Below are 26,667 nucleotides of genomic sequence, written 5' to 3'. Positions count from 1 at the left end.
TTATTACACTACAAATATAGCGGACCCATTTCTTAAAGTGCAAATTATTTTTGCACTTTTTTAATCATATCGAACCGCTACACTCGCTTTCTTCCTCAGAATGAGCCTGAAACCTGTGCCGGACAATCTCATGGAGCAGTCCAAATTGTCTCTCTCTTGGTTAAAGCCTATTCCAGTGGTTACAGCACTCGGCTACATTCCTGGGCCAGAAAAAAGGCCGCCTCGTTTGAGGCGGCCTTTTTTCTGGCAATGAAGCGACAAGGTCTAGCCCTTCGCCGTGAGCGTCACATAGGGAATGATGCATTCCTCGAGCGAGATGCCGCCGTGCTGGAACGTGTCCTTGTAGTAGTTCACGTAGTAGTTGTAGTTGTTGGGATAGGCGAAGAAATAGTCGCCAATCGTAAACACATACGCGGTGCTCACGTTTTCGCGGGGCAGGAAAATGCGCTCCGGCTTGCGCACCACGTACACGTCGCGCGAGTCGTCGAAGCCCAGGTTTTTGCCGTGCTTGTAGCGCAGGTTGGTGTTGGTGTTGCGGTCGCCCACAATCTTGTAGGGGCGCTTGCAGCGGATGGTGCCGTGGTCGGTGGTGATGATGAGCTTGCCCTTCTTCTCGGCAATCTGCTGCATCATCTCATACAGCGGCGAGTGCAGGAACCACGAGCGGGTGATGCTGCGGTAGGCCGACTCGTCGGCGGCCAGCTCGCGAATCATGGCCATGTCGGTGCGGGCGTGCGAGAGCATGTCCACGAAGTTGTAGACGATGACGTTGCACTTGTAGTTGTTGTGCAGGTTGCTCATCTTGCTCAGCAAGTCCTTGCCGGCCTGCAGGTTGGTCACCTTGTTGTAGCTGTGCTTGGCCTTTTGGTTGTTCTTCTGGAAGTTGATTTCCATGAACTCGGCCTCGTGTAGGTTTTTGCCCTCGTCGTCGTCGTCGGTCACCCACAGGTTGGGGTATTTCTTCTGAATATCGGCCGGCATCATGCCCGAGAAAATGGCGTTCCGCGCATAAGCCGTGGTGGTCGGCAGAATGGCGTAGTACATCTCCTCGCTGTCGACGGTAAACAACTCCGTGATAATGGGCTCCAGCACCTTCCACTGGTCGTAGCGCAGGTTGTCGATGAGGACGAAATACACGGGCGTGTCGCCGGTGGCCTTCAGCGTCGGGAACACCCGCTCCTTGAAGAGCTGGTGCGACATGAGCGGCGCGTCCTTGTCGTCGCCGTTCACCCAGTCCTCGTAATTCTCGGTGATGAAGCGGCCGAAGTACGTGTTGGCCTCGTCCTTCTGCATGTTGAACACCTCGGCCATGCTCTTGCCCTCGGTTTCGTTGATTTCGAGCTCCCAGTACACCAGCTTCTTGTACACGTCGGCCCATTCGGCGGGCGAGAGGCGGTCGGAAAGCTGCATGCCGAGCTGGCGGAAATCGCGCTGGTAGCCCGAGTTGGTGGCTTCGCTCACGAGGCGCTTGTTGTCGAGCACCTTCTTCACCGACAGCAGAATCTGGCTGGGGTTCACCGGTTTAATGAGGTAGTCGGCGATTTTGGCCCCGATGGCCGATTCCATGATGTGCTCTTCCTCGCTCTTGGTAATCATAACCACGGGCACGGTGGGCCGGATGGCTTTGATTTCGGTCAGGGTTTGGAGGCCGGTGAGGCCGGGCATGTTTTCGTCGAGAAAAACAAGGTCGTAGCTCTTCTCCTGAATTTCCTCGATGGCATCGGCGCCGCTGTTGACGGGGGTCACGTCGTAGCCCTTCTCCTTGAGAAACAGCAGGTGCGGCTTGAGCAAGTCGATTTCGTCGTCGGCCCAGAGAATGGTGGTTTGTTGCATAGTAGGGACTTGGGGTCTTGGGGACTTAGCTTACGCTGACCTTTGGTTGGGGTCTTGGTTTCGGGTACTAACGTAAGACGTCCCGAATGGATATAGCGAAATGCTATTGCCTTTACTGCGGCGGGTTGTTGAGCTTGCCCAAACGGTGCGCCGTAGTTTCGCGTTCAGTCATGGACGGGCTGCGGCTGCAAATGTTGCCTGATTCTCGTTATTCGGCCTGCATTTCTCCGGTTTCCTTTTCCGCTCGTCACCCCTTCCGGCACTCCTCGTGAACAAAAAGAAGATTTTCAACGACCCCGTCTACGGCTTCGTCACCATCCCGACGGAGTTTCTGTTCGACCTCATCGAGCACCGCTACTTTCAGCGGCTGCGGCGCATCCAGCAGCTGGGGCTCACGGGGTTTGTGTATCCGGGGGCGCTGCACACGCGCTTCCACCACGCGCTGGGGGCCATGCACCTGATGAGCCTGGCGCTGCGCACGCTCAAGGACAAGGGCGTGAAGATTTCGGCGGCCGAAGGCGAAGCGGCCATGGCTGCCATCTTGCTGCATGACGTGGGCCACGGCCCCCTCTCCCACGCCCTCGAAACCGCCATTTTCCAGGATGTGCCGCACGAGCAGCTGTCTCTGTTTCTGATGCAGCGGCTCAACGCCGAGTTTCACGGCAAGCTGAGCCTGGCCATTTCCATGTTTGATGGCAGCTACGGGCGGCCGTTTTTTCATCAGCTGGTGAGCAGCCAGCTCGACATGGACCGCCTGGACTACCTCAACCGCGACTCCTTCTATACCGGCGTGGAGGAAGGCCGCCCCGGGGCCGACCGCCTCATCAAAATGCTGCGCGTGCACGACGAGCGGCTGGTGCTGGAGGAAAAAGCCGTGTATTCGGTCGAAAACTTCCTGGTGAGCCGCCGGCTGATGTACTGGCAGGTGTACCTGCACAAAACCGTCACCTCGGCCGAGCAGATGGTGATTCGCGTGGTGCAGCGCGCCCGCGACCTGGCCCGGCGCGGCGTGGAAGTACCCGCCAATACCTGCCTGGGCTATTTCCTGGGCCGCGCCGTGAGCCTGGCCGAGTTTGAGAAGGACGAGAAAATCCTGAGCCATTTCGTGGAGCTCGACGACTACGACATCTGGTCGGCCATCAAGGCCTGGGCCGGGCATCCCGATAAAGTGCTCAGCTACCTGGCCAAGAGCATTCTGCACCGCAACCTGCTCAAAATCGTGCTGGCCCCCGAGCCGTTCGATGAGGATTTCCGCCTCGGCATCCGCGAGCTGATTGAGGAAAAATTCGGCCTCCCGCCCGAGGAAGCCGAGCTGCTCATGATTCCCGGCCGCCTGAGCAACAGCGCCTACAACCCCAGCGGCGAGCCCATCGAAATCCTGACCAAAAAAGGCGACGTGGTGAACGTGATGGAAGCCTCTGATTTGCCGAACATTCGGGCCCTGAGCCAGCGGGTGGAGAAATTTTATATCTGCTACCCGAAGGAAATCGTGTAGCATTCGGGCGTTCAAAACGTCTTGCTGCAGGCAATACGGCCGGTTGCTTCATCTGGCCCTCATCTTTCCCTCAGATAGAAAACAGACTGCCGAACTACTTTTGCGCCCCTATGGAATTTACCGTTCAGCAAATTGCCGAAGTCCTCGGCGGCACTGTGGAGGGCGACGCCACCCAGCGCATTTCCAGCCTCGCCAAAATTGAAGAAGCCCGCGCCGGCTCGCTCACCTTCCTCTCCAACGCCAAATACGAGCCGTTTCTCTACGAAACCGGTGCTTCGGCCGTCATTGTGGGCACGGCCCAGGCGCTGCGCGAGCCCATCAGGCCCACGCTCATCCGGGTCGAAAATCCTTATACCGCTTTCAGCCAGCTCCTCGAATTCTACGCCCAGGCCACCCGCACCGGCAAGCGCGGCGTGGAGCAGCCATCGTACATGGGCGAGAGCTCCGAAATCGGTGCCGGGCACTACCGGGGGGCTTTTTCCTACATCGGCGAAGGCTGCAAGCTGGGCGAGAACGTGCTGATTTTCCCCCATGCCTACATCGGCGACCGGGTTACGATTGGGGCGGGCAGCATCATCCACGCCGGGGCCAAAATCTACCCCGATACCGTGATTGGGCAGTTCTGCGTCATCAAAGCCGGGGCCGTGGTGGGGTCCGATGGCTTCGGCTTCGCCCCGCAGCCGGACGGCTCGTATAAGGCCATTCCGCAAATCGGCAACGTGGTGCTCGAAGACTACGTGAGCATCGGGGCCAACGCCACCGTGGACTGCGCCACCCTGGGCTCGACCCGCGTGGGCCGGGGCAGCAAAATCGACAACCTCGTGCAGCTGGCCCACAACGTGGAGGTCGGCAAAAACACGGTCATCGCGGCCCAGACGGGCATCGCCGGCTCATCCAAAATCGGCGACCAGTGCGTGCTGGCCGGGCAGGTAGGCATGGCCGGCCACGTCACGCTGGCCAACAAGACCACGGTCACGGCGCAGTCGGGCATCGGCAAGAACGTGAAGCAGGAAGGCACCATTCTGCAGGGCTCCACGGCCTTCGATTTCAAGCAGAACCAGCGCGCCCAAATTGTTTTCCGCCGGCTGCCGGAGCTGGAGCAGCGCGTTACGGAGTTGGAGAAGGCTAAAAACGCGACGGAAAAGCCCTAGCTTTGTGCTTTAGAAGTGGGACTTTGAGAAGTGAGAGGGGAAAAAGCGCCGCTGCCGTTGGGCAGGGCCGTTTCCGGCTCTCTTCTCATCTTCTCACCTCTCACTTCTCACGAGAATGAACGATAAGCAACACACCATCAAGGCGCCCGTGACGGTGCGCGGCATTGGCCTGCACACCGGCGTGGAAGCCACCATGACGTTTTGCCCCGCTCCGGTGGGCCACGGCTATAAGTTTCAGCGGGTCGATTTGCCCGGTCAGCCCACCGTCGATGCCGACGTGGACAACGTGGTGGACCTGAGCCGCGGCACCACCATCGAGCAGAACGGGGCCCGCGTCAACACCGTAGAGCACACGCTGGCCGCCCTCGTGGGCCTGCAGCTCGACAACGTGCTGATTCAGCTCAGCGGCCCCGAGCCGCCCATCATGGACGGCTCGTCGGCCGAGTTCATCAAGGCCCTGAACACGGTGGGCTTTGAGGAGCAGAACGCCCTGCGCAACTACTACGAAATCCCGGAAAGCATTCGCTACGTGGACAATGCGCGCGGCGTCGAAATCGCGGCGCTGCCCCTCACCGACTACCGCCTCACGGTGATGGTGGACTACAACTCGCCGGTGCTGGGCTCGCAGCACGCCACGCTCACCGACATCGGCCTGTTCAGCGAAGAAATTGCCTCCTCGCGCACGTTCTGCTTTTTGCACGAGCTGGAAATGCTCTACAAAAACAACCTCATTCGCGGCGGCGACCTCAGCAACGCCATTGTGGTGGTGGACCGCGTGGTGGGCGACGACGAGCTGACCGAGCTGGCCAAAATGCTGGGCAAGCCCCGCGTGTCGGTGAAGAAGGAGGGCATTCTGAACAACGTGGACCTGCGCCACAAAAACGAGCCCGCCCGCCACAAGCTGCTCGACCTCGTGGGCGACCTCGCCCTGGTGGGCCGCCCCCTGAAAGGCCAGATTCTGGCTGCCCGGCCCGGCCATGCCGCCAACGTGGCCTTCGCCAAGAAAATCAAGAAGAAGATGCTGGAGTCGCGCACCAACCCGGTGCCGGCCTACGACCCCAGCCGTGAGCCGGTGATGGACATCAACCGCATCATGCAGGTGCTGCCCCACCGCTACCCTTTTCTCCTGATTGACAAGGTGATTCACCTCGACGAACAGGTGGTGACGGCCGTGAAAAACGTGAGCATGAACGAGCCCTTCTTCACGGGCCACTTCCCCGGCAACCCGGTCATGCCCGGCGTATTGCAGATTGAGGGCCTGGCCCAGACCGGCGGCATCCTGGTAATGAACACCGTGCCCGACCCCGAAAACTACTGGCAGTACTTCCTGGGCATCGAAAACGCCCGCTTCCGCAAGCGCGTGCTGCCCGGCGACACCATCGTGTACCACTGCCAGCTGCTGGCCCCCATCAAGCGCGGCATCGCCAAAATGCGCGGCCAGGCCTTCGTGAATGGCAAAGTGGTGTGCGAAGCCGAAATGAGCGCTGCCATCGTCCGCAAAGACGTCTAATTTTTCAATTATGAATTATGAATTATGAGTTATGAATTTGCTCAGCCAGTGGCAGCCAATTCAATTCATAATTCATAATTCATAATTCATAATTTTCTGAAAGAAGAATGCTTTCCCCCCTCGCCCATATCCACCCCGAAGCTCGCCTCGCGCCGGGCGTAACCGTTGAACCGTTTACGACCATCGCAGCGGATGTTGAGATTGGGGAGGGCACCTGGATTGGCCCGAACGTTACCATCATGAACGGGGCCCGCATCGGGGCGCACTGCCAGGTCTTTCCGGGTGCCGTGATTGGTGCCGTACCCCAGGATTTGAAGTTTGCCGGTGAGCGCACCACGGCCGTCATTGGCGACCACACCGTGATTCGGGAATGCGTGACCGTGAACCGCGGCACCGTGGACCGGGGCGAAACCCGCGTGGGCAGCCACTGCCTGCTTATGGCCTACGTGCACATCGCGCACGACTGCATCATCGGCAACAACTGCATTCTGGCCAACACCGTGCAGGTGGCGGGCCACGTCGAAATCGGCGATTATGCCATTGTGGGCGGCTCATCGGCAGTGCACCAGTTCGTGAAAATCGGGGCGCACGCCATGATTTCGGGCGGCTCGCTGGTGCGCAAAGACGTGCCGCCATACGTGAAAGCCGGCCGCGAGCCCCTCTCCTACGCCGGGGCCAACTCGGTGGGCCTGCGCCGCCGGGGCTTCTCCGAAGAGTCCATCAACATGGTGCAGCAGCTGTACCGGACGCTGTTTCTGGGCGGGCTGAACACGCACGACGCGCTGGCCCTGATTGAGCAGGAGCTGCCCGCGTCCCATGAGCGCGACACGGCCGTGGGCTTCGTGCGGGCGGCCACGCGCGGCATCATCAAAGGCCCCAAGCGCGGCCGGCCCACGGATGGCAGCGAGGCCGAGTAGGTAGTCTTACCAACGTAGGATGAACGTCATGCCGAGCGCAGCCAACGCTTCTCTACCGCGCCACTAACCGGGTTTAGGACTGCAGTAGGGATGCTTCGGCTGCGCCCGGCATGACGTTCTTTTTGTCCCGATACAAACAAATACCCCCTTGCAAATCACCGCCACCGGCCTGGGCAAGCGCTTCCGGCGCGACTGGATTTTCCGGGGCCTTACGCGCACGTTACAGCCGGGCAGCGCCACGGCGGTGCTCGGCCCGAACGGCGCAGGCAAAAGCACGCTGCTGAACACCTTTGCGGGCCAGCTGCTGCCAACGGAGGGCACGCTGACCTACGCGCTGGCCGGCCGCGCCGTGGCCGTGGAGGACCTTCCGGCGCACCTGGCCTACGCCGCGCCCTACCTGGAGCTGCTGGAAGAGCTCACGCTGCTGGAGCTGCTCCGGTTTCATACCCGGTTCAAGCCCTTGCGGCCGGGCATTTCACTGGATAAGCTCGTTGGGCTGATGTACCTCGAAAAAGCCCGCCACCAGCTGGTGCGGGAGTTTTCGTCGGGCATGAAGCAGCGGCTGAAGCTGGCGCTGGCGCTGTATGGGGAGGCCCCGCTGCTGCTGCTCGACGAGCCCACCACCAACCTCGATGCCACCGGCGTGGCCTGGTATCTGGAGCACGTGCAGGCCACCCGCCCGGGCCGCACGCTACTGCTCAGCTCCAACGTGCCGGCCGAGTATGGCTTCTGCGACGAACAGCTTGTGGTGACGGATTTCCAGGTGACGCGCCCGGACTAGGGGCGGTGCGCAGGAGTAAAAACTTCTTCTTATTTTGGGCCCACGGAAATTCGGCACCGCGTTGTGAAACCGGCGTTTGTGGCGCTTCAGCTTACATTTTTGCGCGTAAATCTGCCGCAGCACTCAACCGGAAATACACGCGCCACGTATCTTCGCGACCAGCTTAGGCACTCTATCTTCCACTCTAAATACCCCCCGCCCCGGCCATGATTAATGACGACGACCTGGACGACGACCTCCTCGACGACGACGACGACCTCGACACCTATGCCAAGAAAGGTGGCGCCGCTGCCATTGGCAATTCCGAAGACCGACTTTCGGCCAAATACGCCGACTACCTGATGTGGACCGACACCGGCTCCTCGCACGACGAGGCGCTGGACCTAGCCAACATGACCGAAGAAGAATTTGTGGAGGCCGAGCGCGCCGAGAACTCCGACCGCGGCGGCTTTACCAGCCTCGACGACGACGATGACGACTTCGGCAACGATGACGACGACGACGATGACGAGGGCTACAGCAGCGGCCGGGGCAGCCGGCGCGGCAGCAGCTTCGACAGCGACGACTACTAGGCGTTTGCGGGTAGCCGGTGTGGGGTAGCCAGTAGTCAGACTCTGCCAGCCGACGCCTCTACCACAGGAAATAAATAAAAAGGCCCCGCCCGGAGATTCCGGGCGGGGCCTTTTCGGTAGTCCGGCTATTGACTACCCCATACTGACTGCTAAAATTCTAACGCCCAAACACTTGCTTCAGGATGTCGGAGGTGCGGGCGGCGGGATTTTTGCGGATTTTGGCTTCTTCCTGCGCCAGCAGCACAAACAGGCCATCCACGGCTTTCTGGGTGGTGTAGTCGGCCAGGCTGAGGTTGACGGGCGTCATCAGCGGGATTTTGTTGTACTGGTTGGTGATGGTGGCGTAGGCCCGGCCGGCCCCGACCTGGTCGATAGCGGCCTCAATGTCGGGGTGGAAAGCCGAAACCAGCTGCGCCTGCGTGGACTTGCGCAGGAACTGCGTGGCCGCGTCGGTCTGGCCGCTGGTCACCAGCGTGAGGGCATCGGTGATGCTGATGTTGGCCAGGGCGTTGAGGAAAATGTCCTTGGCTTTGGGCGCGGCGGCTTCGGCGGCGCGGTTGAGCTGGGTTTCGAGCTGGGTAAAGACCGTGTTCATGCCCGGCACCCGGCCGATGGTGCTTTTCACAATGTCCAGGTCGGGCGGCGTGGGAATGTGAATGTCGTCGTTCAGGTTGAAGCCATCAGGCTCGGAAGCAAACTGCACGGCCTTGGTAATGCCTTTGTTGAGGGCTTCTTTGATGCCGGCGCTGGCCTGGGCTTCGGTGAGCGGCGCGGGGGGCGTGACCACGGCAGGCGTAGCCGCTTTGGTGGCGGCGGCTTTCGCGGCGGCCGCTTTGGCGGCGGCGGCCTTCGCAGCAGCGGCTTTGGCGGCAGCAGTTTTGGCAGCGGCGGCTTTGGCAGCCGCCGCTTTTTTGGCGGCGGTGGTCTGGGCGTGGGCGGCCGGAGCCGTGGTGGCCAGCAGGCCGGCTACGAGCAGGGCACTGGCAATGCGAGTAAACATGGAATAAACTAGTGCGGCGGGAAAACCGGAAGGCCCCTGTGGCTGTCCTAAGGCCGCCGCTGCTGCAAAGTGAAGACAATTTTGCGGCCAAACCTATTTTTTTCGCTCAACCCATGCCCACCGCCCGCCCACTCTCCGCCGCCAGCCCGTCGAACCCTGCCGCCGCTGCCCCGCACAATGTCGAAATCATGACCATCGGCGACGAGCTTTTGTACGGGCAGGTCATTGATACCAATTCGGCATTCATGGGCCAGGAACTGGGCAAAATCGGCCTGCGCGTGCGGCAGATTTCCTCGGTTTCGGACCGCGCCGATGAGATTGTGGCCGCCCTCGACCAGGCCCGGCAGCGGGCGCAGGTGGTCCTCATCACCGGCGGCCTGGGGCCAACCAAGGACGACCTCACCAAGCACGTGCTGGCCCGGTATTTCAACACCGAGCTGGTGATGCACGAGCCCACGCTGCACCACGTGGAGGAGATTTTCAAGCGCTTCAACCGGCCCATGCTCGACGTGAACCGCCAGCAGGCCCTGGTGCCGGCCAGCTGCGAAGTGCTGCACAATGCCGTGGGCACGGCCCCGGGCATGTGGTTCAACGATAAGGGCGCCATCTTCGTGAGCATGCCGGGCGTGCCCTTCGAGATGAAGCGCCTGATGACCGACCACGTGCTGCCGCGCCTGCAAAGCCAGTTTCACATCGCTCCCATCGAGCACGTGGTGGTGATGACGGCCGGCCTGGGCGAGTCGTTTCTGGCCCAGAAAATCGAGGATTGGGAAGATGCCCTGCCCGCCAACATCAAGCTGGCCTACCTGCCCAGCTTTGGGGCGGTGCGCCTGCGCCTGACCGGCACCGCCGACGGCCAGCCCGAACTGCGCGGCCGGATGCTGGCCCTGCTACCGGCCCTGCGCGAGCGCATCGGCGAGTTCATTTTTGCCGAAGAAGAAACGACCATCGAGGCCGCCATCGGCAAGCTGTTGCTGGCCAAAGGCCTCACCGTGGGCACGGCCGAAAGCTGCACCGGCGGGCTGGTGTCGCAGCGCCTCACCAGCGTATCGGGCAGCTCGGCGTATTTCCGCGGAGCCATTGTGGCCTACCACAACGACATCAAGCAGCAGGAGCTGGGCGTGAAGGCCGAAACCCTGGCCGAGTTCGGGGCCGTGAGCGAGGCCACCGTGCGCGAGATGGCCGAAGGCGCGCGCCGCCGCCTGGGCGTGGACGTGGCCGTGGCCACCAGCGGCATTGCCGGCCCCACCGGCGCCACTGCCACCAAAAAGGTCGGCACGGTGTGCCTGGCCTACGCCGACGGTACCCAGACCATCAGCCGCGAATACGTGCTGGACCGGGGCCGGGCGCTGAACGTGGAATACGCCGCCCAATCGGTGCTCACGCTGCTGCGGCAGCAGCTGGCCAACCTGGAGGTGGCCCCCGGCTGGCGCCTGTGAGCTACTTGCCGCCACCGGGTTGGCGGGAGCAATGCAGAGCCGTAATGGCTGGGGCTCATAGGTTGCGGGAGCTGAACCGTGGCCGCGGCGTGTGCTATCCGGCCGATTGAGCCCCGGCCTGGCCGGCTCCCACGCGCCCCAGGTGCGTGTCCTGAAAGCTGGTTACGTACTTGAGGCCATAGCCCAGCAGGCGGTCGAAAGCGCTGTGAAAAAAGAGTACCGTGCCTGCCAGCAGCAACAGCGGCTGCCCGAGCAGCCAGCCGGCTACCCCAACCAGCAGCGCCAGGGCCCTGTGATGGGCAAAATTGTAGCAAAAAGCCCCTACGCGCGGTCCGCCCAGGTAGCCGGCCATGCTCAGGTCGGGGAGCAGGAAGGTAGCGGGCAGCACCCACCACGCGTACGGCAGATGGGCAAAGATGACCAGCGCACACAGCGCCTCGGCCAGTTCCTCGGTTTTGAGCAGGGTTTTCATAAAAGTGCCTCGGGGGATGAGATTGAACCCTGCAAAATTCCTCCTGCCAGGCCCGGGGCAACGATAACAAAAGCTAAGAAATGTGTTTAGGCAGCCGCCGGCTTATCGCCACGTTTGCGGCCGGCCTGAACCACGCGGCTTCGGATGCGGCTCAGCGAAACCGGGGTGATGCCAAGGTAATTGGCCACCAGATGCTGCGGAATGCGCTCCAGAATTTTGGTTTTGCCGCTCGTGAGGAGCGCCAGGTAGCGTTCCTCGGGCGAGAGCAGGAGCTGCTCCGTTAAGCGGGCATCGGTGCCGAGAAGGTGGTATTCGGCCACGAGCCGGCCAAAACGCTCGTACACGGGACGCTCGTCGTAGAGCTGGCGCAGCACGGCATAGTCGAACTCCAGCAGTTCGGTATCGGCGAGGGCCTGAATGCTGAGCTGACTCGGCTGGCCGGTCAGGCAACCGGGATAGTCGCCGAACAAATGGTTTTCAAAGAAGAAATAGGTAGTGCGCTCTTCCCCATCGGGGCGGGGATAGTAGAGCCGGCAGGCCCCCTTCAGCAATAGGGCCAGCACAGGCACGCGTTGGCCGGCTTGCACGAAATGCTCCCCGCGCACCAGCTGGCGGCTCCGCAGGGCCTCGGCCAGCGGCTGCCAGTCGGCGTCCGTGAGTTCGGGCACAAAGCGTTGGACGTAAGCGCGTAGCGGGTGCATAGCATTGAGAAACAGGGAGTAGCTAAAGCCCGGCAAAGCCAAACGTCCCGCAGAGCACCGCTCAGCAGGACGTTTGGACTGGTGCGAAAGGCTCTACGCCGCCGGCGTTTCGGCGGGCACGGGGCGCATGATTTCGTGGCCCATCTTGTCGCGCTTGGTGGCGAGGTAGTTTTCGTTGTGCGGGTTGGCGTGGATTTCGATGGGCAGCGTTTCCACGATTTCCAGGCCGTAGCCGATGAGGCCGGTGCGCTTGCGGGGGTTGTTGGTGAGCAGGCGCATCTTGGTTACGCCCAGGTCGCGCAGAATGCTGGCTCCCACGCCGTAGTCCCGCTCGTCGCCCTTAAAGCCCAGGTCTTCGTTGGCCTGCACCGTGTCGCGGCCCTGTTCCTGGAGCTTGTAGGCTTTCAGCTTGTTGAGCAGGCCGATGCCGCGCCCCTCCTGGTTCATGTACACAATCACGCCCCGGCCTTCGCGCTCAATCTGGCGCATGGCCTGGTGCAGCTGCGGGCCGCAGTCGCAGCGGCACGAGCCGAAGATGTCGCCCGTCACGCAGGAGCTGTGCACCCGCACTAGCACAGGCTCGGGGCCGCTGATATCGCCCTTCACCAGCGCGAGGTGCTTGGCCCCGTTCGAGTTCTGGGTGAAGGCATAGAGGTCGAAATCACCGTCTTCGGTGGGCAGCTGCACCGAGATTTCGCGGGTGATGAGGCTTTCCGTGGCCAGGCGGTACTTGATGAGGTCCTGCACCGAAATCAGCTTCAGCCCCCACTTCTTGGCCACGAGTTCGAGGTCGGGCAGGCGGGCCATCTCGCCGTCTTCCTTCAGGATTTCGACCAGCACCCCGGCCGGCTCAAACCCGGCCAGCCGGGCCAGGTCCACGGCCGCCTCGGTGTGGCCGGCGCGGCGCAGCACGCCTTCCTTGCGGGCCTTGAGCGGGAAAATATGGCCCGGCTTGCCCAGCTCTTCGGGCTTGGTGGTGGGGTCGATGAGGGCCAGAATGGTCTTGCTGCGGTCCGAAGCCGAGATGCCGGTGGTCACGCCGTTCTTCAGCAAATCGACCGACACCGTGAACGGCGTGGCGTGCAAAGCCGTGTTGTGGCCCACCATCAGGTTGAGGCCCAGCTCCTCGCAGCGCTGCTCGGTGAGGGGCGTGCACACCAGCCCGCGCCCGTGCGTGGCCATAAAGTTGATGATTTCGGGCGTGGCGCACTGCGCGGCACAAATGAAGTCGCCTTCGTTTTCACGGTCCTCGTCGTCGACGACGATGACCACTTTGCCAGCGCGAATGTCTTCGATGGCGGATTCGATGGAATCAAGCATGGTGGGATGGGGTATTTCGGGCCATAACAGCGAGGGCCGCCGCAAAGTTAGCCCGTCCGTCGTGCCCAGCTGTAGCGCGGACTTTGTAGTCCGCGTCCCTGCGCCGCTCAAACGGATTTAACGGCGCGGGGACGCGGACTACAACGTTCGCGCTACTGCCCAAAAAGCGCCTCCAGCCGGGCCGTGGCGCCCGCCCAGGTGTAGCGCGCCTTCACAAAAGCTTGGCCCCGGGCCGCCAGCGCCGCCGCCCGGCCGGGGTCATCCAGCAGGCCGATAATGGCCTGGGCGAGCTCCTGAGCGGTTTTGGTCACCAATAACTCCGTGCCATCGGTGCCGCCGAGAGCATTGTTGGCCAGCGGCGTGGTCACGCAGGGCAGGGCCATGGCCATGGCTTCGAGCAGCTTGTTTTGCAGGCCGGTGCCCACCCGCATGGGGGCTGCAAACACCCGCGCCGCCGCATACGCCGCCCGGATATCGGGCACCCACCCGCTGATTTCCACGTGCGCCGAGGCCAGGGCCTGCACCCTCGGCGCGGGCGTGGTGCCGGCCACCAGCAGCCGGGCCGCCGGGTGGCGCTGCCGCACCAGGGGCATTATTTCCTCGGCCAGAAAGCAGGCGGCATCCACGTTGGGGTGGTAGCTCATGTTGCCGCAAAACAGCACGTCGTATTCCTTCGCGGCATCGGGCCGGGGCTGGAAAAAGTCGGTATCGATGCCGTTGAGGACGATTTCAATCTCATCGCGGCGCGGATGCTGAATGAGCTGCCGGTCCTGGTCGCTGATGATGGTGTGGTGCTGAAACCAGTCGAACGCCGCCGCCTCGTAGGCCAGCAGCCGCTGCGCTTCCAGCGCCCAGATGGCGCGCTGCCACACCGGGGCCTGCCCGACGCGGCGCACCATGCCGGCCGAAAACACATCCATGTAATCCAGCGTCATGGGCACCCCGCCAACGTGCGGCCGCAGGTACTCGGCCATGCGAATGAGCTGGCAGTAAACGTGGTCGGGCCGGAAAGTGCGCAGCAGGCCATCGACCTGGCGCTGCGCCGATGCATCGTAGAAATAGCCCACCTGCAGCGGCCGGCCGTTGGCCAGCGCCCGCGCCATGTTGCGGGCAATGCCGGGCCGCCGCAGCCGGTGCACCACCAGCCCGCCCCGGCACAACGGCCGCACCTGCGCCAGCGCCTCCGCCGACACTTCTTCATCGGACAGCGCAAAGAGGCTGATTTCGTGGCGCCCGGCCAGGTAGCGGAGCTGGTGAAAAGCGCGCAGCTTGTCGCCCTTGTCGAGCGGAAACGGGAAGCGCGAGAGGAGAACAAACAGCTTCATGCGGGCGGCGAATGGGCGGGCGTACCGGCCGGGGCGGGCACGAGCAGCCGCTCGTACAAATCAACAAAACGCTGCACCACGCGGCGGTTATCGTAAACCTCAGCGGCCGTTTGTGCCGCTTGGGCGCCAATTTCGGCCACGGCTGCTTCGCCCCGCGCCCAGGTGCGCAGAAAATCCAGCCACTCGGCCGGCGAGTCGCGCACGATGATGTCGTGGCCGTCGCGCACGGCAATGCCCTCGGCCCCCAGCGCGGTGCTGAGAATGGCCTTGCCCAGCGCCATGCCCTCAATGATTTTGACGCGCATGCCGCCGCCGCTCAGCAGCGGCACCAGCATCAGCCCATACTGCTGCATAAAGGCCGGGGCCGACTCCACGAAGCCGTGCATGAACACGTTATCGGCCTTCAGGTTGAGCAGGTGCGCGGGCGCGTTGCGGCCGGCAATGTGCAGCTCCACGGCGGGAAACTCGGCATGAAAAGCGGGCCAGACCTCGCGCAGCAGCCAGTCGACGCCTTCCTGGTTGGGCAGCCAGTCGAGCGAGCCAATCATAAACAGCGTGCGCGGCCTGGGCTGAATGGCCGGGTCGCGCTGCACGCGGCCCAGCTCCACCCCGGCCGGAATGAATACCACCGGCTCGGGGCAATGCAGGGCGCGCAGGCGGTCGGCATCGGCTTCGGTGATGGCGGCCACGGCGTCGAACTGGCGCAGGTAGCGCCGCTCAAATTTCTCCAGGCGCGTGGCCATGGTGCGCAGCAGCACCTGTTTCAGCGGGTTTTTCTCCCAGCGGGCCAGCTTGTGCCAGATGGTGTTTTCGATGTTGTGCGCCCGCAGCACCAGCGGCGGCACCCGGAAATCGTGGCGGTGCTGACGGCCCAGCTCCTCGGCGTACCAGGCCACGAAGGTTCCTTCCATCTGCACAACGTCCACGTCATCGGCCCGCAGAAGTTCGACGAGCTTCTCCCCCACCAGCGGACTGATAAACCGCTCCACGTTGTAGGGCTGGCGGCTGAAGAGGTAGTTTTTCAGGGCCCGGGGGGCCGAAATATCGGTATCGACTTCCACCGTCACCAGCCGCAGATTTGGGCCGAGATGGGCCAGGGCATCGGCCGGCTGGCGGTGCTTGGGCGTGTTGATGGCCAGCAGCGTGACGCGGTGCCCCGCCCGCACGAAGCCGGCGGCTACGTCGTACATGGCAATGGCCCCGCCATCATGAGGCGGAAACGGCACGCGCGGACAAAGTTGCAGGATGTGCATTGGCTTGAATTATGAATTAAAAATTATGAATTATGAATTGGCATATGCAGGTAATCCAACTCATAATTTTTAATTCATAATTTATAATTAAACTAAAGTTGCCGGAAGCGGACTTCGAAGTTCTCAATCTGCTCTTCGCTGCCGAGCACCAGCAGCACGTCGCCCTCCACGGGCACGTAGTCGACGGGCGGGCTGACGAGGAGCGAGCCGCTGGCCTGGCGCATTCCAATAATGGTGGCCCCGGTGACGGAGCGCACGTCGAGCTCGCGAATGGTGCGGCCCCGCAAATCGCGCCGCAGCTGCTCGAAACTCATCTCTTCGAGCCGCAGCTTATCGGCGCTGAGGCCGGAAATCAGGTCCAGGAAGCGGATGACTTCGGGGCGCACCACCAGCTTGGCCATGTGCGAGCCGCCGATTTCGTCGGGCATCACCACCGAGTCGGCCCCGGCCGTGAGCATCTTGCTTTCCGAGGTTTTGAGCGAAGCGCGGGCAATGATTTTCAGGCGCGGGTTGAGGGCGCGCGCCGAGAGCGTCACGAACACGTTGTCGGCATCTTTGGGCAGTGAGGTGATGAGGGCCGACGCCCGCTCCACGCCGGCCTGCTTGAGCACCAGGTCGGTGGTGGCATCGCCGAAGACGGTAAAAATCTTGCCGCCCGCCATGCCGTCGCCGTCATAATCTTCGCCGGTGTGGCCGTCCGTGATGCTTTGCATCAGGGCCTGGTTGGCTTCGATAACGACTACGCGGGCCCCGCTGGCGCGCAGCTCCTGGTAGGCCCGGCGGCCGTTGCGCCCAAAGCCACACACGATTACGTGGCCGCTGAAGCGCTTTATTTCCTGGTCAGTTCGAATCATCCGATAAATTTTGCGCAGCTCGCCGTCAAAGATAAACGAGGAAAAAACCGACACGAGGTAGGCCACCACCACCAGGTTGTAGAGAATGTAGATGGAAACGAACAGCCGGCCCGCCTCCGAAAACGTGTGAATCTCGCCAAAACCCACCGTGGCCACGGTGGTCACCGTCATGTAAAACGCATCGACCGGGCCGTAATGCTCGATGACGGTGAAGCCCGTCATGCCAATAACCAGGCTGGCCAGCGTGAGCACGACGGCCAGAATCAGGCGGTTGATGTTGAGTCGCTGGAGCATGTTTTTAAAAAGAATAAAGAATGAGGAATGAAGAATGAGGAATTGAGGTCGACCAACGTGCTAGCCAATTTCTAATTCTTCATTCCTCATTCTTCATTAAAATCAGGTGCCCCGCGCCACTACCGTGCCCAGCAGGGCAGCCAGCTCATTATCCAGCTCCTTGAGGCGCTTGATGTCGCCCAGAATTTCGAACATTTCGGCGTCTTCGAGCGGGTGGCGCAGCTTTTCGAGGCACTGGTCGAGCTCGCGCTGCACGTGCACCTTGTTGAGGCGGAGCACGGCGTTGTCGCAGGCCAGCTGGGGCAGGTCCACTTCGTTGAAAACGTAGATTTCCTTGGTGCGCCAGTTGGGGCTGATTTCGTAGCGTTCGGTGGCCAGGTCGGTGATGAGCTGGCGGATGTCTTCGCGCTCGTTCTGGGCCAGCAGGCGGGCATCGGGGAAGCGGCCGGCCAAAAGCTCCTGGCGGCAGATTTCCCACATCTCGGCGTAGAGCGGCCGGGTGAGGGGGTACTCGCCGAGCTGGCCCAGGAGGTAGCCGGCCACGCTCACTTCGGGCTCGATTTCACGGCCCGCATACAGCACCAGCAGCCGCAGCACCTCCCGTTCGCAGAGCTGGAGCATATCGGGCGTTTCTTCCTCTTCGGCGGCTTTCTTCGGCGCTGTCGCGAAGGATGCTCCCAACGCTTCGGCCGCTTCGGCGCCGCCGTACATCAGCATTTCGGCCTCTTCCTCGTCGGTCATCGGGCGCTGGGCCGGGGCCGGGCGCGGGTTGCTGCCGGGCGGGAAGCCCGTGTTGGCGCTGCCGGCGCCGTTGCCGTAATTGCCGCGGTTGTCGCCGGGCTGGGGGCGGCCGTCGGGCGCTTTCTGGCTGGCGGTTTTCACCAGCTTGTTATACTCCGTGATGAGCACCTGCTCGTCGATGCCGAACGTGGCCGAGGTCTGCTGCAGAAACACTTGGCGCTTGATGGCGTCGGGCACTTTGGCGATGCTGTGCAGCACGTCGCGGATGGCCTCGGCCTTCTTCACGGGGTCGTTGCTGGCCTCGCGGGCCACCAGCGTGGTTTTGAAGGTGATGAAGTCCTGGCTCTTGGTTTCGATGTACTCGGTGAAGCGCTGGTCGCCCACTTTGCGGATGTAGCTGTCCGGGTCGTCGCCGTCGGGGAAGAGCACCACGCGCACGTTCAGGCCGCCTTCGAGCAGCAAGTCAGTGCCGCGCAAGCTGGCCTTGATGCCGGCCGCGTCGCCGTCGTAGAGTACGGTCACATTATCGGAGTACCGCTTGATGAGGCGAATCTGGCCTTCGGTGAGCGAGGTCCCCGACGAGGCCACCACGTTTTTGATGCCGCCCTGATACAAGCTCAAAACGTCCAGATAGCCTTCCACCAGGTAGCAAACCTCCTGCGTCCGGATGGCCTGCCGGGCCTGAAACAGGCCATACAGCACGTCCGACTTGTGGTAAATCTCCGACTCGGGCGAGTTCAGGTACTTCGCCATCTTGTCGTCGCGCTTCAGGGTGCGCGCCCCGAAGCCCACCACCCGGCCGCTGATGTTGTGAATCGGGAACATGACGCGGCCCCGGAACCGGTCGTAGCGCCGGCCGGTGTCCTTGCCCTGGTCGTCGGTGCGGATGACGGTGAGGCCGGTTTTTTCCAGGTATTTCTTGTCGAAGCCGGCGGTTTCGGCGGCTTTCATCAGGTCGTCCCAGCTGTCGAGCGAGTAGCCAAGCTCGAAGGTCTGGATGGTGCTCAGGTTGAGGCCGCGCTCCTTGAGGTAGCCGTAGCCGATGCTCATGCCCTCTTCGGAATTGAGTAGCAGGCGGTGGTAGTGGTTTTTGGCGAAGTCCGAAACGATGAACTGCGAGTCCCGCTCGTTTTGCTCCAGCTGCTGCTGGGGCGTTTTTTCCTCCTCCTGAATCTCGATGGCGTACTTGCGGGCCAGGTATTTCAGGGCCTCCACGTAGCTGGTGCCCTCCACGTCCATCACAAACTGCACCACGCCGCCGGCCTTGCCGCAGCCGAAGCACTTGTAGAGGCTCTTGGCCGGATTTACCGAAAACGACGGGGATTTCTCGTTGTGGAACGGGCACGGGGCCCACAGGTTCTGGCCCTTGCGCTTGAGCTGCACGAAGTCGCCGACGACTTCCACGATGTCGGCGGTCTGGATGATGTGGTCGACTAATTCTTTGGGGATGCGGGCCATGAGAGGCTGTTCAATCTAATATATTTGTCCGATGCCCGCCGGAGCCGGCTTACGCGCTGCTTAGCCAAATTTGCCGCCGGCTTACCGCGGCAATGCTCCCCGAAAACACCGGCGTTGGGCGACTGGCCGACTGCACGCAGCCAGCCAGGCCTCCTACGCAAAACTACGGCCGGCCGGGGCATCGGCCTTCTACCCCACTCTCATCTTTCCCCCATGCATTACCTGAACCTGTCTACTTTCTTCGCTGAGCAGCGCCGCCGCTGGTACGACACCACCAAGCTTTATCCCAAGGAATACGTGGCTGGAGGCTGGGCTGCGCTGCTGCAGGCCGAAACAGTGTTCAACAAAGGCCCGCTCTACAACGCGCAGCTCGAAACGGTGGAAGTGAAAAGAGAGCTCGAAGACCTGCGCTATAAGTTTAAGCTGGCCCGCGAGCAGTGGGAAAAAGAGGCGTCCCAGCGCATTTCGGCCAAGCTGCTGCTCAGCGAAGCCCACCGCATTTCGCAGGACGACCGCCGCCGCGCCGCCCGCACCCGCCGCGCCCTGGAGCGCATCGCCACCGTAACAGCGCTCGACGAGTATGAGCCCGAAGTCCGGCTGCGCTACATTCAGGAGCTGGTGCGCCAGCACCTGGCGCCGGCCCCGGCGCCGGAGCAGGATGAGAGCCCGCAGGAGCCGGAAGCGTAGCGCGGACGCGGCAGCGTTTCTGCGCCCATTCGCGCAATTTTAGCGGCCTGGGTGCGCGGACTACAAAGTCCGCGCTACTCCGCACGTTACCTTTGCCTCGAATAAACTCCGCGCAAGATGCCCGCATACCGTCCCGAAGAAATTGAAAAGAAGTGGCAGGCCCACTGGAAAGCCCACCACACCTTCCAGGCCCACAACCACTCCGATAAGCCCAAATACTACGTGCTCGACATGTTCCCCTACCCCTCCGGGGCGGGCCTGCACGTGGGGCATCCGCTGGGCTACATTGCCTCCGACATCGTGACGCGCTACAAGCGCCTGCGCGGCTTCAACGTGCTGCACCCCATGGGCTTTGACTCCTTCGGCCTGCCCGCCGAGCAGTACGCCATCCAGACCGGCCAGCACCCGGCCCTGACGACGGAGCAGAACATCAGCACCTACATCCAGCAGCTCAGCAGCCTGGGCTTCAGCTACGACTGGAGCCGCGAAGTCCGGACCTCTGACCCCAGCTACTACAAGTGGACGCAGTGGATTTTTCTCAAGCTGTTCAACTCCTGGTACAACCTCGACACCGACCGCGCCGAGCCCCTCACCGAGCTCACCGCCCGCTTTGCCGAGAGCGGCAGCCAGGGCATCCGGGCCGCCGGCGACGACGAGGAGCGCCACGAGTTCACGGCCGGCCAGTGGCAGATGATGAGCGAAAAGCAGAAGCTGGCCGCCGTGCTCCCCTACCGCCTCGCCTACCAGCAGGACACCTACGTGAACTGGTGCGCCGGCCTGGGCACCGTTTTGTCGAATGACGAAGTAAAAGACGGCCTCTCGGAGCGGGGCGGCTTCCCCGTCGAGCGCCGCCTCATGCCGCAATGGAGCCTGCGCATCACCGCCTACGCCGACCGCCTCCTGCAGGGCCTCGACCAGCTCGACTGGCCCGATGCCGTGAAGGAGATGCAGCGCAACTGGATTGGCAAGAGCATCGGGGCCGAAGTCACCTTCCCGGTTTTGAGTAGTGAGTATTCAGTAGTAAGTAGTGAGGCAAAGGCCAAAGAAGCCAATAATCTCACTACTCAATACTTGCTACCCAATACTGACATCAAGGTCTATACCACCCGCGTCGACACTATTTACGGGGCCACGTTCCTGGTGCTGGCCCCCGAGCACGAGCTGGTGGACGTGATTACGACGCCCGCGCAGCGTGCGGCGGTGGACGAGTACATCGCCGCCACCAAGCGCCGCTCGGAGCGCGACCGCATGGCCGACGCTAAAACCGTGTCGGGCGTGTTCACGGGCGCCTACGCCCTGAACCCCGTGAACAACGAGCCCGTGCCCATCTGGCTGGCCGACTACGTGCTGGCCGGCTACGGCACCGGCGCCGTGATGGCCGTGCCCAGTGGCGACCAGCGCGACTACCTGTTCGCCAAGCACTTCAACCTGCCCATCCCCGCCATTTCCGATGCCCAGCAGGGCCTCGACCAGCAGGCCGACCCCACCAAGGAAGGCCGCTACATCAACTCCGGCATCATCAACGGCCTCACCTACAAGGAGGCCACGCAGAAGCTCATCGCCTTTCTCGAAGAGAAGGGCCTGGGCAAAGGCAAGGTGAATTTCCGCCAGCGCGACGCCATTTTCGGCCGTCAGCGCTACTGGGGCGAGCCCATTCCGATTTACTACAAGGACGGCACCGCCTACGGCATCGCCGAGGCCGACCTGCCCCTCGTCCTGCCCGAAATCGACGAATACAAGCCCACCGAAACCGGCGAGCCGCCCCTCGGCCGCGCCCAGGATTGGCTCTACAAAGGCAAATACCCCTACGAGCTGAGCACCATGCCCGGCTGGGCGGGCTCGTCGTGGTACTACCTGCGCTACATGGACCCCACCAACGAAGCCCGCTTCGTATCGGAGGCAGCCGAGCACTACTGGGGCAGCGTGGACCTCTACATGGGCGGGGCCGAGCACGCCACCGGCCACCTGCTCTACGCCCGCTTCTGGTACCTGTTCCTGAAGGACCTGGGCCTCGTCAGCAGCAACGAGCCCTTCCAGAAACTGATTAACCAGGGGATGATTCTGGGCCGGTCGAATTTTGTGTATCGGCTGAATGCTGCCCTGCCAATCACTGAGATTAAAATCGATGGCCCTGAATTAGCTAAAATTTATCCAGCCAGTTTCTACATATCGAAAGACAAGGCAGATAAGTATGAAGCTGGTGACGAGGCTGTCTCTCAGGAAATTCTGGAGTTTGTTCAGAATTATATATCCACTTTTAATGCTAAAGAACAAGGTGTCAAAATCATTGACCCGCATGGCGTAGGTATTTCAGACTTACACGTTGATGTCATGTTAGTTGATAATGATATACTTGACATTGAGGCATTCCGCAAATCACGGCAAGACTACCGTCTCGCTGAATTCATTACTGAGGATGATGGGCGTTACTTGTGCGGTTGGGAAATTGAGAAGATGTCTAAGTCAAAACTTAACGTCGTAAATCCCAATATTCTAATCGACAAATACGGCGCGGACGCCCTGCGCCTCTACGAAATGTTCCTCGGCCCGCTGGAGCAGTACAAGCCCTGGAATACCAACGGCATCAGCGGCGTGAGCGGCTTCCTCAAGAAGCTCTGGCGCCTCTTCCACCCCGAAGACGGGGCCCTAGCCGTGACCGACGTGCCCGCCACCCCGGCCGAGCTCAAGGTGCTGCACAAGGCCATTCAGAAGGCCCAGGAAGACATCGAGAAGTTCAGCTTCAACACCTCGGTCAGTCTGTTCATGATTACCGTGAACGAGCTCACGGCCCTCAAGTGCCACAAGCGCGCCATCCTGGAGCCGCTGGTGCTGCTGGTGTCGCCCTACGCCCCGCACCTCGCCGAGGAGCTGTGGCAGGAGCTGGGCCACGAACCCGGCAGCATCTCCACGGCCGGCTACCCCGAGTTCCGCGAAGAATTCCTGGTGGAAGACACCGTGACCTACCCGCTGGCCATCAACGGCAAGGTGCGCGAGCAGATGCAGTTCGCCGCCGCTGCCACCGCCGCCGAGATTGAAACCGCCGTTCTGGCCTCCGATTTCCTGGCCAAGCACGGCGAGGGCAAGGCGGCCAAAAAGGTGATTGTGGTGCCCGGCCGCATGGTGAACGTGGTGGTGTAATCGCCGTTGCTATTGAAAACGAAAAAGGCCCGCTGCAATCGCAGCGGGCCTTTTTCGTGCCGGAGAGGCTGTACTGCTCAGGCACGCCTGGCACGGAAAAGCTGACCGGATAGGCGGGTAAACGGCGTTTCGATGTAGCGATAAAACAGGTAGGCCACGCCCACGGCTCCACTGATGCAAATCAGCAGCGACAGCACGACGGTAGCCAAGTTAACCACCGGAATTAGCCGTATGAGAATCAACTCTATCGAGCAGCCCACAATGACGTGCAGCAGGTAGAGCGAATAGGAGATGTTGCCGAAGAACGTGGCCACCGGATTGCTGAAGCGCAGGTAGCTGATGGCCAGCGCCGTGGCCACGCCCGTCAGCACGGGCGCAGGCGTCACCTGAAACACGCCGATGACGGAAAACAGCGCCAGCAGGGCAAAGAAGTACGTTCGCGAAATCAGCTTGTCGAACATCAGCCAGGTGGCCATGCCAAAGGTGAAGAGCACGTTGTAGTGAAACAGCGTCTGCTCGGGCATGCCCGGGATGTAGTTGGATGCACTCAGGGCCAGGCCCAGGGCCAGAATACCCCACGGGTACTTGCGCACCAGCGGAAAGAGCAGGCCCAGCACCAGGTAAAATTCAAATTCGATGCTCAACGTCCAGAAAATTCCGTTAATCCACGAATAAGAAGTGAACGGAATGGTAAACAACACATTGTGCAGCAGCATGGGCCAGGATATGGGCTTTGAGAAGGGCGCCGGCGACAGGTGGAAATAATCGACCAGAAAGCAGGCTCCCATCAGCACGCCCATGGCCAGGTAGGCCGGCGGCCCGATACGCACGAACCGGCGCACCATAAATTTGCCGAAGCTGCTGAGCGAGTAGTTGCTGCGGGCCAGCGCAAACGGAATGATAAAGCCGGAAATCACAAAGAACATTTCGACCCCGAGGTATCCCCGGTGCCCCACAAACTGCATCACCGGATGCCGGAAGGTGCTCAGGGCCCCGGTGGTGAAGTGAAACAGGCACACGCTGAGCGCTGCGATTCCCCGCAAGCCGTCGAGAATGCTGATGTGTGCTTTGGGACGCGGAGCCACGGGTGTCGGGGCAACCTCCTCAACTAAAAGGGTATCCGTCTCGGTTTCGAAAGGCGACGGTTCGGCTAGAACTGGTTTCATCTAAGCTGGTAAAATGGGAGTCAAAATTACGCCATGTCAGGCGAATACTGCTCAGTCGGGTGGACTTTCCCATTTTAACGAATAGACTTACGTCATTGGCCCACAGCAAAAATCCCCGCCATAATGACGAGGATTTATTGCGATACAGAAACTGTAATTGCGTTCTATAACTATAGCTACAGTTCTATAGCCGCTTTCACGGCTTTCGGCAGCGAGGCGCGCACCAACTCGTACGAGTGGTCAATCAGCTCGCGCAGCTGGCTTTCCGGCGCGCCCGTGCCGATGAGCACCGTGTTCCAGTGCTTTTTATTCATGTGGTAGCCGGGCAGCACGTAGTCGTGCGCCTCGCGCAGCTCCACGGCCCGCTCGGGGTCGCACTTCAGGTTGATGCTGCCGAAGGTGTCGATGCTGGTCAGGGCGAACACCTTGCCGCCCACTTTAAACACCAGCGTATCGGGGCCGAAGGGCGTTTCTTCGGTTACGCCGGCTTTCAGCAGGCAGTAGTCGCGGAAATCCTCAATATTCATCCGGCAATTTCCTACAGCACGTAGCGGAACAGCATTATCACCAGGCACACCAGGAACATGGCCAGGCTGAGCTTATTGATGAAGTGCATGGTCTTCATGTTGAAGTTGTTCTTGCGGTTGGGGTCGTGCTTGCGGAAATAATAGCCGAGCACGGGACCGAAGTTGAAGAGGTTCTTGCCGTTCATATCAGAGCAGGTTTGGGAGTAGCTAAGGTAACACCGGGCGCGGCAGAATGATTTCTGGCGTTTCTTGTAGCACATGCTTTGGCTTGTGCCTTGCGGCATTGGGCCACCGGGCACAAGCTGAAGCATGAGCTACAAGGCCCGGTGCTCGCGCCAGGCCAGCCCGGCGGGTAGCTCCACCGAGGCAAACTCCAGGTGAATCACCCGGCGCGGGCGCTCACTCGTGCTGCGGTTCGAAGCGTGGAGCAGCAGCGGTTTCATCAGCATGGCCCCGCCGGCGGGCACGGCACAAACGGCAGCCGTTGGCGTGAGGGCCGCAATATCGGCCGCGGGCACCACCCCGCGCAGGTGCGAGCCAGGCACCACTTTCAGGGCGCCGTTGGTGGCGTCGCAGTCGTCGAGGTGGATGCGAATGGTGCATTCATTTTCCAGCACGGCCACCGGCGGCTGCACCGAAATGCCCTCCGGCTTGCTGGTCCAGGGGCCGAAACCGGGCAGGTCGGCGCGGCGGTCCACGTTTATCATCAGGTCCTGATGCCAGGCCGCCAGCCAGTTGGAGCCGGCCGGCTTGTCGAAATAAATGGCTTTGGTGAGGTGGCAGCCGTCCGGAAAAAGCCGGGCCAGCACCGTGCGCAACGCCGCCGTATCGAGCAGCGGCCACAGCGCGGGCACCTCGCCCAGCAAATCCCGAATGGCAAAAACGTCCTGGCTGCGCCGGAAGTTGGGCCCGCCGGCCGGGGCGCATTCTATGGCGTGCAGCAGCGCCGCTATTTCCGGCTGGTCGTATAGGCCCGGCAGCAGGGCAAAGCCTTTTACCGCAAACTGATGGCTGGTGGCGAGGTCGAAGGCAGGGTGTTTCATGGGCTGCAAAGCTACATTCGGGGCCCGGGCTGCGGTGGTGCAACAGCCCGCCCCGTTGCCTTGCCTTTAGCCGACTCGCATTCTCCCAACCTGTATGAAAAACCGTTTTACCCTCTTCGCCGCCGTGCTGCTGGCGGCCACCTCGCCCGCCGCCCGCGCCCAAAAAGCCCCTTCCGAGACGGAAGCCGTGCAGCAAACCGTCACCGCGTTTTTCGACGGCATGCGGCGTGGCGACAGCACCGCCGTGCGCCGCACGCTGGCCCCGGCGGCCATCTTTCACGGTTTCGGGGGCAAGCCCGGCCAGCCGCCCACGCTGGAAATCGAATCCATCAACGGCTTCCTGAAAGCCGTGGGCACGCCCCACCCCGCCATTTGGGACGAGCGGGTGCAGTTCGAGCGGGTGCTCATCGACGCCAACCTGGCCAGCGTGTGGGCGCCGTATGCGTTCTACCTGGGCAGCAAATTCAGCCACTGCGGCTACGACTCCTTCCAGCTGGTGAAGCTGGCCGACGGCTGGAAAATCGCGCACATCATCGACACGAGGCGGAAGGAAAAGTGCAGGTAGCTACCCGTTGTCTGACTGCTTGTAAGTAATAAAGACGTTTTCTTCAAGCGAAAAACCATCCCGCTCAACGTTCACATTATCGATATTTTCTTCCACTCTGAGTTCCGGCTCACTTAATTGGTTGCCCGCCCAACAAGTGTAGAATTCAACACTATTTTCAAATTTAAATATATAATTAATATAATTAAAAAGAGCGCTGGCAGAACTGGCACTTTCGAAAAAATCTTCAGTTGTCCCAGCATTAAAACCACAAGAACATGATTGCCATGAACCCATATAGCGGATATGTGATTTTGAAAAATGCTTTTTAACAGCTTGCTCGTCTTCGGGAACTTCAGTGGTGTAGAAGTATGGGCTTGCTGCGTTCCAATCAATTAAGGGCAATTCTGAATTCGCTCCTACGTACACATAATAGCACATGTGCT

General features: G+C 61.4%; 24 protein-coding genes. 10 read left to right on the top strand and 14 right to left on the bottom strand.

Features of this window, described 5'->3' with window-relative positions; translation table 11 throughout:
* Positions 1-264: 264 nt before the first annotated feature.
* Positions 265-1,833 carry a T9SS response regulator signal transducer PorX gene (gene porX, locus ACYVHT_RS14760; RefSeq protein ID WP_460553243.1) on the bottom strand — a complete coding sequence of 523 codons (1,569 nt, stop codon included), beginning with the start codon at positions 1,831-1,833 and terminating at the stop codon, positions 265-267.
* A 268-nt stretch (positions 1,834-2,101) separates the two neighbouring features.
* Between porX and ACYVHT_RS14755 the strand changes: the two genes are divergently transcribed.
* The 6 genes from ACYVHT_RS14755 to ACYVHT_RS14730 all read left to right on the top strand — a co-directional run bounded on the left by ACYVHT_RS14755 (position 2,102) and on the right by ACYVHT_RS14730 (position 8,259).
* Positions 2,102-3,328, top strand: a complete 1,227-nt coding sequence (locus ACYVHT_RS14755) for an HD domain-containing protein (protein ID WP_460553240.1) — start codon at positions 2,102-2,104, stop codon at positions 3,326-3,328.
* A gap of 110 nt (positions 3,329-3,438) precedes the next feature.
* The gene (lpxD, locus tag ACYVHT_RS14750) at positions 3,439-4,479 is read left to right on the top strand and encodes a UDP-3-O-(3-hydroxymyristoyl)glucosamine N-acyltransferase (protein WP_460553238.1); all 1,041 of its coding nucleotides are present in this window, start codon (positions 3,439-3,441) and stop codon (positions 4,477-4,479) included.
* Between the two features lie 115 nt (positions 4,480-4,594).
* Entirely contained in the window at positions 4,595-5,989 is a 1,395-nt protein-coding gene (locus ACYVHT_RS14745) for a bifunctional UDP-3-O-[3-hydroxymyristoyl] N-acetylglucosamine deacetylase/3-hydroxyacyl-ACP dehydratase (protein ID WP_460553235.1), read from the top strand.
* A gap of 107 nt (positions 5,990-6,096) precedes the next feature.
* Entirely contained in the window at positions 6,097-6,906 is an 810-nt protein-coding gene (gene lpxA, locus ACYVHT_RS14740; RefSeq protein WP_460553232.1) for an acyl-ACP--UDP-N-acetylglucosamine O-acyltransferase, read from the top strand.
* A 148-nt stretch (positions 6,907-7,054) separates the two neighbouring features.
* Complete coding sequence (locus ACYVHT_RS14735) at positions 7,055-7,687, top strand: ABC transporter ATP-binding protein (protein WP_460553229.1); 633 nt, start codon at positions 7,055-7,057, stop codon at positions 7,685-7,687.
* Positions 7,688-7,893: 206 nt separating this feature from the next.
* On the top strand, positions 7,894-8,259 hold the full coding sequence (locus ACYVHT_RS14730; protein ID WP_460553226.1) for a hypothetical protein: 366 nt from the start codon (positions 7,894-7,896) through the stop codon (positions 8,257-8,259).
* A 157-nt stretch (positions 8,260-8,416) separates the two neighbouring features.
* Here the strand turns inward: ACYVHT_RS14730 and ACYVHT_RS14725 are convergent, their stop codons facing one another.
* The gene (locus ACYVHT_RS14725; RefSeq protein WP_460553223.1) at positions 8,417-9,259 is read right to left on the bottom strand and encodes a DUF4197 domain-containing protein; all 843 of its coding nucleotides are present in this window, start codon (positions 9,257-9,259) and stop codon (positions 8,417-8,419) included.
* Positions 9,260-9,372: 113 nt separating this feature from the next.
* Between ACYVHT_RS14725 and ACYVHT_RS14720 the strand changes: the two genes are divergently transcribed.
* A complete protein-coding gene (locus ACYVHT_RS14720) occupies positions 9,373-10,698 on the top strand; it encodes a competence/damage-inducible protein A (RefSeq protein WP_460553220.1) in 1,326 nt (441 codons plus the stop codon).
* 94 nt (positions 10,699-10,792) lie between these two features.
* Here the strand turns inward: ACYVHT_RS14720 and ACYVHT_RS14715 are convergent, their stop codons facing one another.
* From ACYVHT_RS14715 to dnaG, 7 genes are all read right to left on the bottom strand, one after another.
* Positions 10,793-11,170 carry a DUF4260 domain-containing protein gene (locus ACYVHT_RS14715; protein ID WP_460553217.1) on the bottom strand — a complete coding sequence of 126 codons (378 nt, stop codon included), beginning with the start codon at positions 11,168-11,170 and terminating at the stop codon, positions 10,793-10,795.
* Positions 11,171-11,256: 86 nt separating this feature from the next.
* The gene (locus ACYVHT_RS14710) at positions 11,257-11,838 is read right to left on the bottom strand and encodes a Crp/Fnr family transcriptional regulator (protein ID WP_460553214.1); all 582 of its coding nucleotides are present in this window, start codon (positions 11,836-11,838) and stop codon (positions 11,257-11,259) included.
* A gap of 126 nt (positions 11,839-11,964) precedes the next feature.
* On the bottom strand, positions 11,965-13,191 hold the full coding sequence (locus ACYVHT_RS14705; protein WP_460553212.1) for a bifunctional 3,4-dihydroxy-2-butanone-4-phosphate synthase/GTP cyclohydrolase II: 1,227 nt from the start codon (positions 13,189-13,191) through the stop codon (positions 11,965-11,967).
* Between the two features lie 152 nt (positions 13,192-13,343).
* Positions 13,344-14,516 (bottom strand): glycosyltransferase, encoded by a 1,173-nt coding sequence (locus tag ACYVHT_RS14700; protein ID WP_460553209.1) that lies wholly within the window; start codon positions 14,514-14,516, stop codon positions 13,344-13,346.
* Complete coding sequence (locus ACYVHT_RS14695) at positions 14,513-15,769, bottom strand: glycosyltransferase family 4 protein (RefSeq protein WP_460553206.1); 1,257 nt, start codon at positions 15,767-15,769, stop codon at positions 14,513-14,515. Before ACYVHT_RS14695 ends, ACYVHT_RS14700 begins: the two co-directional genes overlap by 4 nt.
* Before the next feature lie 92 nt (positions 15,770-15,861).
* A complete protein-coding gene (locus tag ACYVHT_RS14690; RefSeq protein WP_460553203.1) occupies positions 15,862-16,917 on the bottom strand; it encodes a potassium channel family protein in 1,056 nt (351 codons plus the stop codon).
* A 102-nt stretch (positions 16,918-17,019) separates the two neighbouring features.
* Positions 17,020-19,116 (bottom strand): DNA primase, encoded by a 2,097-nt coding sequence (gene dnaG / locus ACYVHT_RS14685; protein ID WP_460553200.1) that lies wholly within the window; start codon positions 19,114-19,116, stop codon positions 17,020-17,022.
* A gap of 213 nt (positions 19,117-19,329) precedes the next feature.
* On the opposite strand from dnaG, the gene ACYVHT_RS14680 reads away from it, so the two are divergent.
* Both ACYVHT_RS14680 and ACYVHT_RS14675 read left to right on the top strand, forming a co-directional pair.
* Positions 19,330-19,803 (top strand): hypothetical protein, encoded by a 474-nt coding sequence (locus tag ACYVHT_RS14680; protein WP_460553197.1) that lies wholly within the window; start codon positions 19,330-19,332, stop codon positions 19,801-19,803.
* Positions 19,804-19,920: 117 nt separating this feature from the next.
* Positions 19,921-22,941, top strand: coding sequence for a leucine--tRNA ligase (locus tag ACYVHT_RS14675; RefSeq protein WP_460553194.1), 3,021 nt, complete (start codon positions 19,921-19,923; stop codon positions 22,939-22,941).
* Between the two features lie 77 nt (positions 22,942-23,018).
* On the opposite strand, the gene ACYVHT_RS14670 is transcribed toward ACYVHT_RS14675, so the two are convergent.
* The 4 genes from ACYVHT_RS14670 to ACYVHT_RS14655 all read right to left on the bottom strand — a co-directional run bounded on the left by ACYVHT_RS14670 (position 23,019) and on the right by ACYVHT_RS14655 (position 25,677).
* Entirely contained in the window at positions 23,019-24,107 is a 1,089-nt protein-coding gene (locus ACYVHT_RS14670) for an acyltransferase family protein (RefSeq protein ID WP_460553192.1), read from the bottom strand.
* Positions 24,108-24,283: 176 nt separating this feature from the next.
* Positions 24,284-24,634 (bottom strand): MmcQ/YjbR family DNA-binding protein, encoded by a 351-nt coding sequence (locus ACYVHT_RS14665; protein ID WP_460553189.1) that lies wholly within the window; start codon positions 24,632-24,634, stop codon positions 24,284-24,286.
* A gap of 11 nt (positions 24,635-24,645) precedes the next feature.
* Positions 24,646-24,819 (bottom strand): DUF6728 family protein, encoded by a 174-nt coding sequence (locus ACYVHT_RS14660; RefSeq protein ID WP_208173008.1) that lies wholly within the window; start codon positions 24,817-24,819, stop codon positions 24,646-24,648.
* 129 nt (positions 24,820-24,948) lie between these two features.
* A complete protein-coding gene (locus ACYVHT_RS14655; RefSeq protein WP_460553185.1) occupies positions 24,949-25,677 on the bottom strand; it encodes a phytanoyl-CoA dioxygenase family protein in 729 nt (242 codons plus the stop codon).
* Positions 25,678-25,771: 94 nt separating this feature from the next.
* On the opposite strand from ACYVHT_RS14655, the gene ACYVHT_RS14650 reads away from it, so the two are divergent.
* A complete protein-coding gene (locus tag ACYVHT_RS14650; protein ID WP_460553183.1) occupies positions 25,772-26,242 on the top strand; it encodes a nuclear transport factor 2 family protein in 471 nt (156 codons plus the stop codon).
* On the opposite strand, the gene ACYVHT_RS14645 is transcribed toward ACYVHT_RS14650, so the two are convergent.
* Positions 26,243-26,662: a hypothetical protein gene (locus ACYVHT_RS14645; RefSeq protein ID WP_460553180.1), complete on the bottom strand. Its 420-nt coding sequence runs from the start codon at positions 26,660-26,662 to the stop codon at positions 26,243-26,245.
* Between the last annotated feature and the right edge of the window lie 5 nt (positions 26,663-26,667).

The sequence above is a fragment of the Hymenobacter daeguensis genome (assembly GCF_054780555.1).
The sequence above is the reverse complement of the archived record's forward strand: the minus strand, read 5'-3'. Positions and strand labels throughout refer to the sequence as shown.

What these genes read in the sequence shown, in the direction of transcription:
- ACYVHT_RS14695 (WP_460553206.1), bottom strand. Translation starts at nt 15,769, where the DNA reads ATGCACATCCTGCAACTTTGTCCGCGCGTGCCGTTTCCGCCTCATGAT.
- ACYVHT_RS14715 (WP_460553217.1), bottom strand. Translation starts at nt 11,170, where the DNA reads ATGAAAACCCTGCTCAAAACCGAGGAACTGGCCGAGGCGCTGTGTGCG.
- ACYVHT_RS14730 (WP_460553226.1), top strand. Translation starts at nt 7,894, where the DNA reads ATGATTAATGACGACGACCTGGACGACGACCTCCTCGACGACGACGAC.
- ACYVHT_RS14700 (WP_460553209.1), bottom strand. Translation starts at nt 14,516, where the DNA reads ATGAAGCTGTTTGTTCTCCTCTCGCGCTTCCCGTTTCCGCTCGACAAG.
- ACYVHT_RS14660 (WP_208173008.1), bottom strand. Translation starts at nt 24,819, where the DNA reads ATGAACGGCAAGAACCTCTTCAACTTCGGTCCCGTGCTCGGCTATTAT.
- ACYVHT_RS14745 (WP_460553235.1), top strand. Translation starts at nt 4,595, where the DNA reads ATGAACGATAAGCAACACACCATCAAGGCGCCCGTGACGGTGCGCGGC.
- ACYVHT_RS14725 (WP_460553223.1), bottom strand. Translation starts at nt 9,259, where the DNA reads ATGTTTACTCGCATTGCCAGTGCCCTGCTCGTAGCCGGCCTGCTGGCC.
- ACYVHT_RS14655 (WP_460553185.1), bottom strand. Translation starts at nt 25,677, where the DNA reads ATGAAACACCCTGCCTTCGACCTCGCCACCAGCCATCAGTTTGCGGTA.
- lpxA (WP_460553232.1), top strand. Translation starts at nt 6,097, where the DNA reads ATGCTTTCCCCCCTCGCCCATATCCACCCCGAAGCTCGCCTCGCGCCG.
- ACYVHT_RS14665 (WP_460553189.1), bottom strand. Translation starts at nt 24,634, where the DNA reads ATGAATATTGAGGATTTCCGCGACTACTGCCTGCTGAAAGCCGGCGTA.
- ACYVHT_RS14645 (WP_460553180.1), bottom strand. Translation starts at nt 26,662, where the DNA reads ATGTGCTATTATGTGTACGTAGGAGCGAATTCAGAATTGCCCTTAATT.
- porX (WP_460553243.1), bottom strand. Translation starts at nt 1,833, where the DNA reads ATGCAACAAACCACCATTCTCTGGGCCGACGACGAAATCGACTTGCTC.
- ACYVHT_RS14680 (WP_460553197.1), top strand. Translation starts at nt 19,330, where the DNA reads ATGCATTACCTGAACCTGTCTACTTTCTTCGCTGAGCAGCGCCGCCGC.
- ACYVHT_RS14690 (WP_460553203.1), bottom strand. Translation starts at nt 16,917, where the DNA reads ATGCTCCAGCGACTCAACATCAACCGCCTGATTCTGGCCGTCGTGCTC.
- ACYVHT_RS14720 (WP_460553220.1), top strand. Translation starts at nt 9,373, where the DNA reads ATGCCCACCGCCCGCCCACTCTCCGCCGCCAGCCCGTCGAACCCTGCC.
- lpxD (WP_460553238.1), top strand. Translation starts at nt 3,439, where the DNA reads ATGGAATTTACCGTTCAGCAAATTGCCGAAGTCCTCGGCGGCACTGTG.
- ACYVHT_RS14675 (WP_460553194.1), top strand. Translation starts at nt 19,921, where the DNA reads ATGCCCGCATACCGTCCCGAAGAAATTGAAAAGAAGTGGCAGGCCCAC.
- ACYVHT_RS14705 (WP_460553212.1), bottom strand. Translation starts at nt 13,191, where the DNA reads ATGCTTGATTCCATCGAATCCGCCATCGAAGACATTCGCGCTGGCAAA.
- dnaG (WP_460553200.1), bottom strand. Translation starts at nt 19,116, where the DNA reads ATGGCCCGCATCCCCAAAGAATTAGTCGACCACATCATCCAGACCGCC.
- ACYVHT_RS14650 (WP_460553183.1), top strand. Translation starts at nt 25,772, where the DNA reads ATGAAAAACCGTTTTACCCTCTTCGCCGCCGTGCTGCTGGCGGCCACC.
- ACYVHT_RS14670 (WP_460553192.1), bottom strand. Translation starts at nt 24,107, where the DNA reads ATGAAACCAGTTCTAGCCGAACCGTCGCCTTTCGAAACCGAGACGGAT.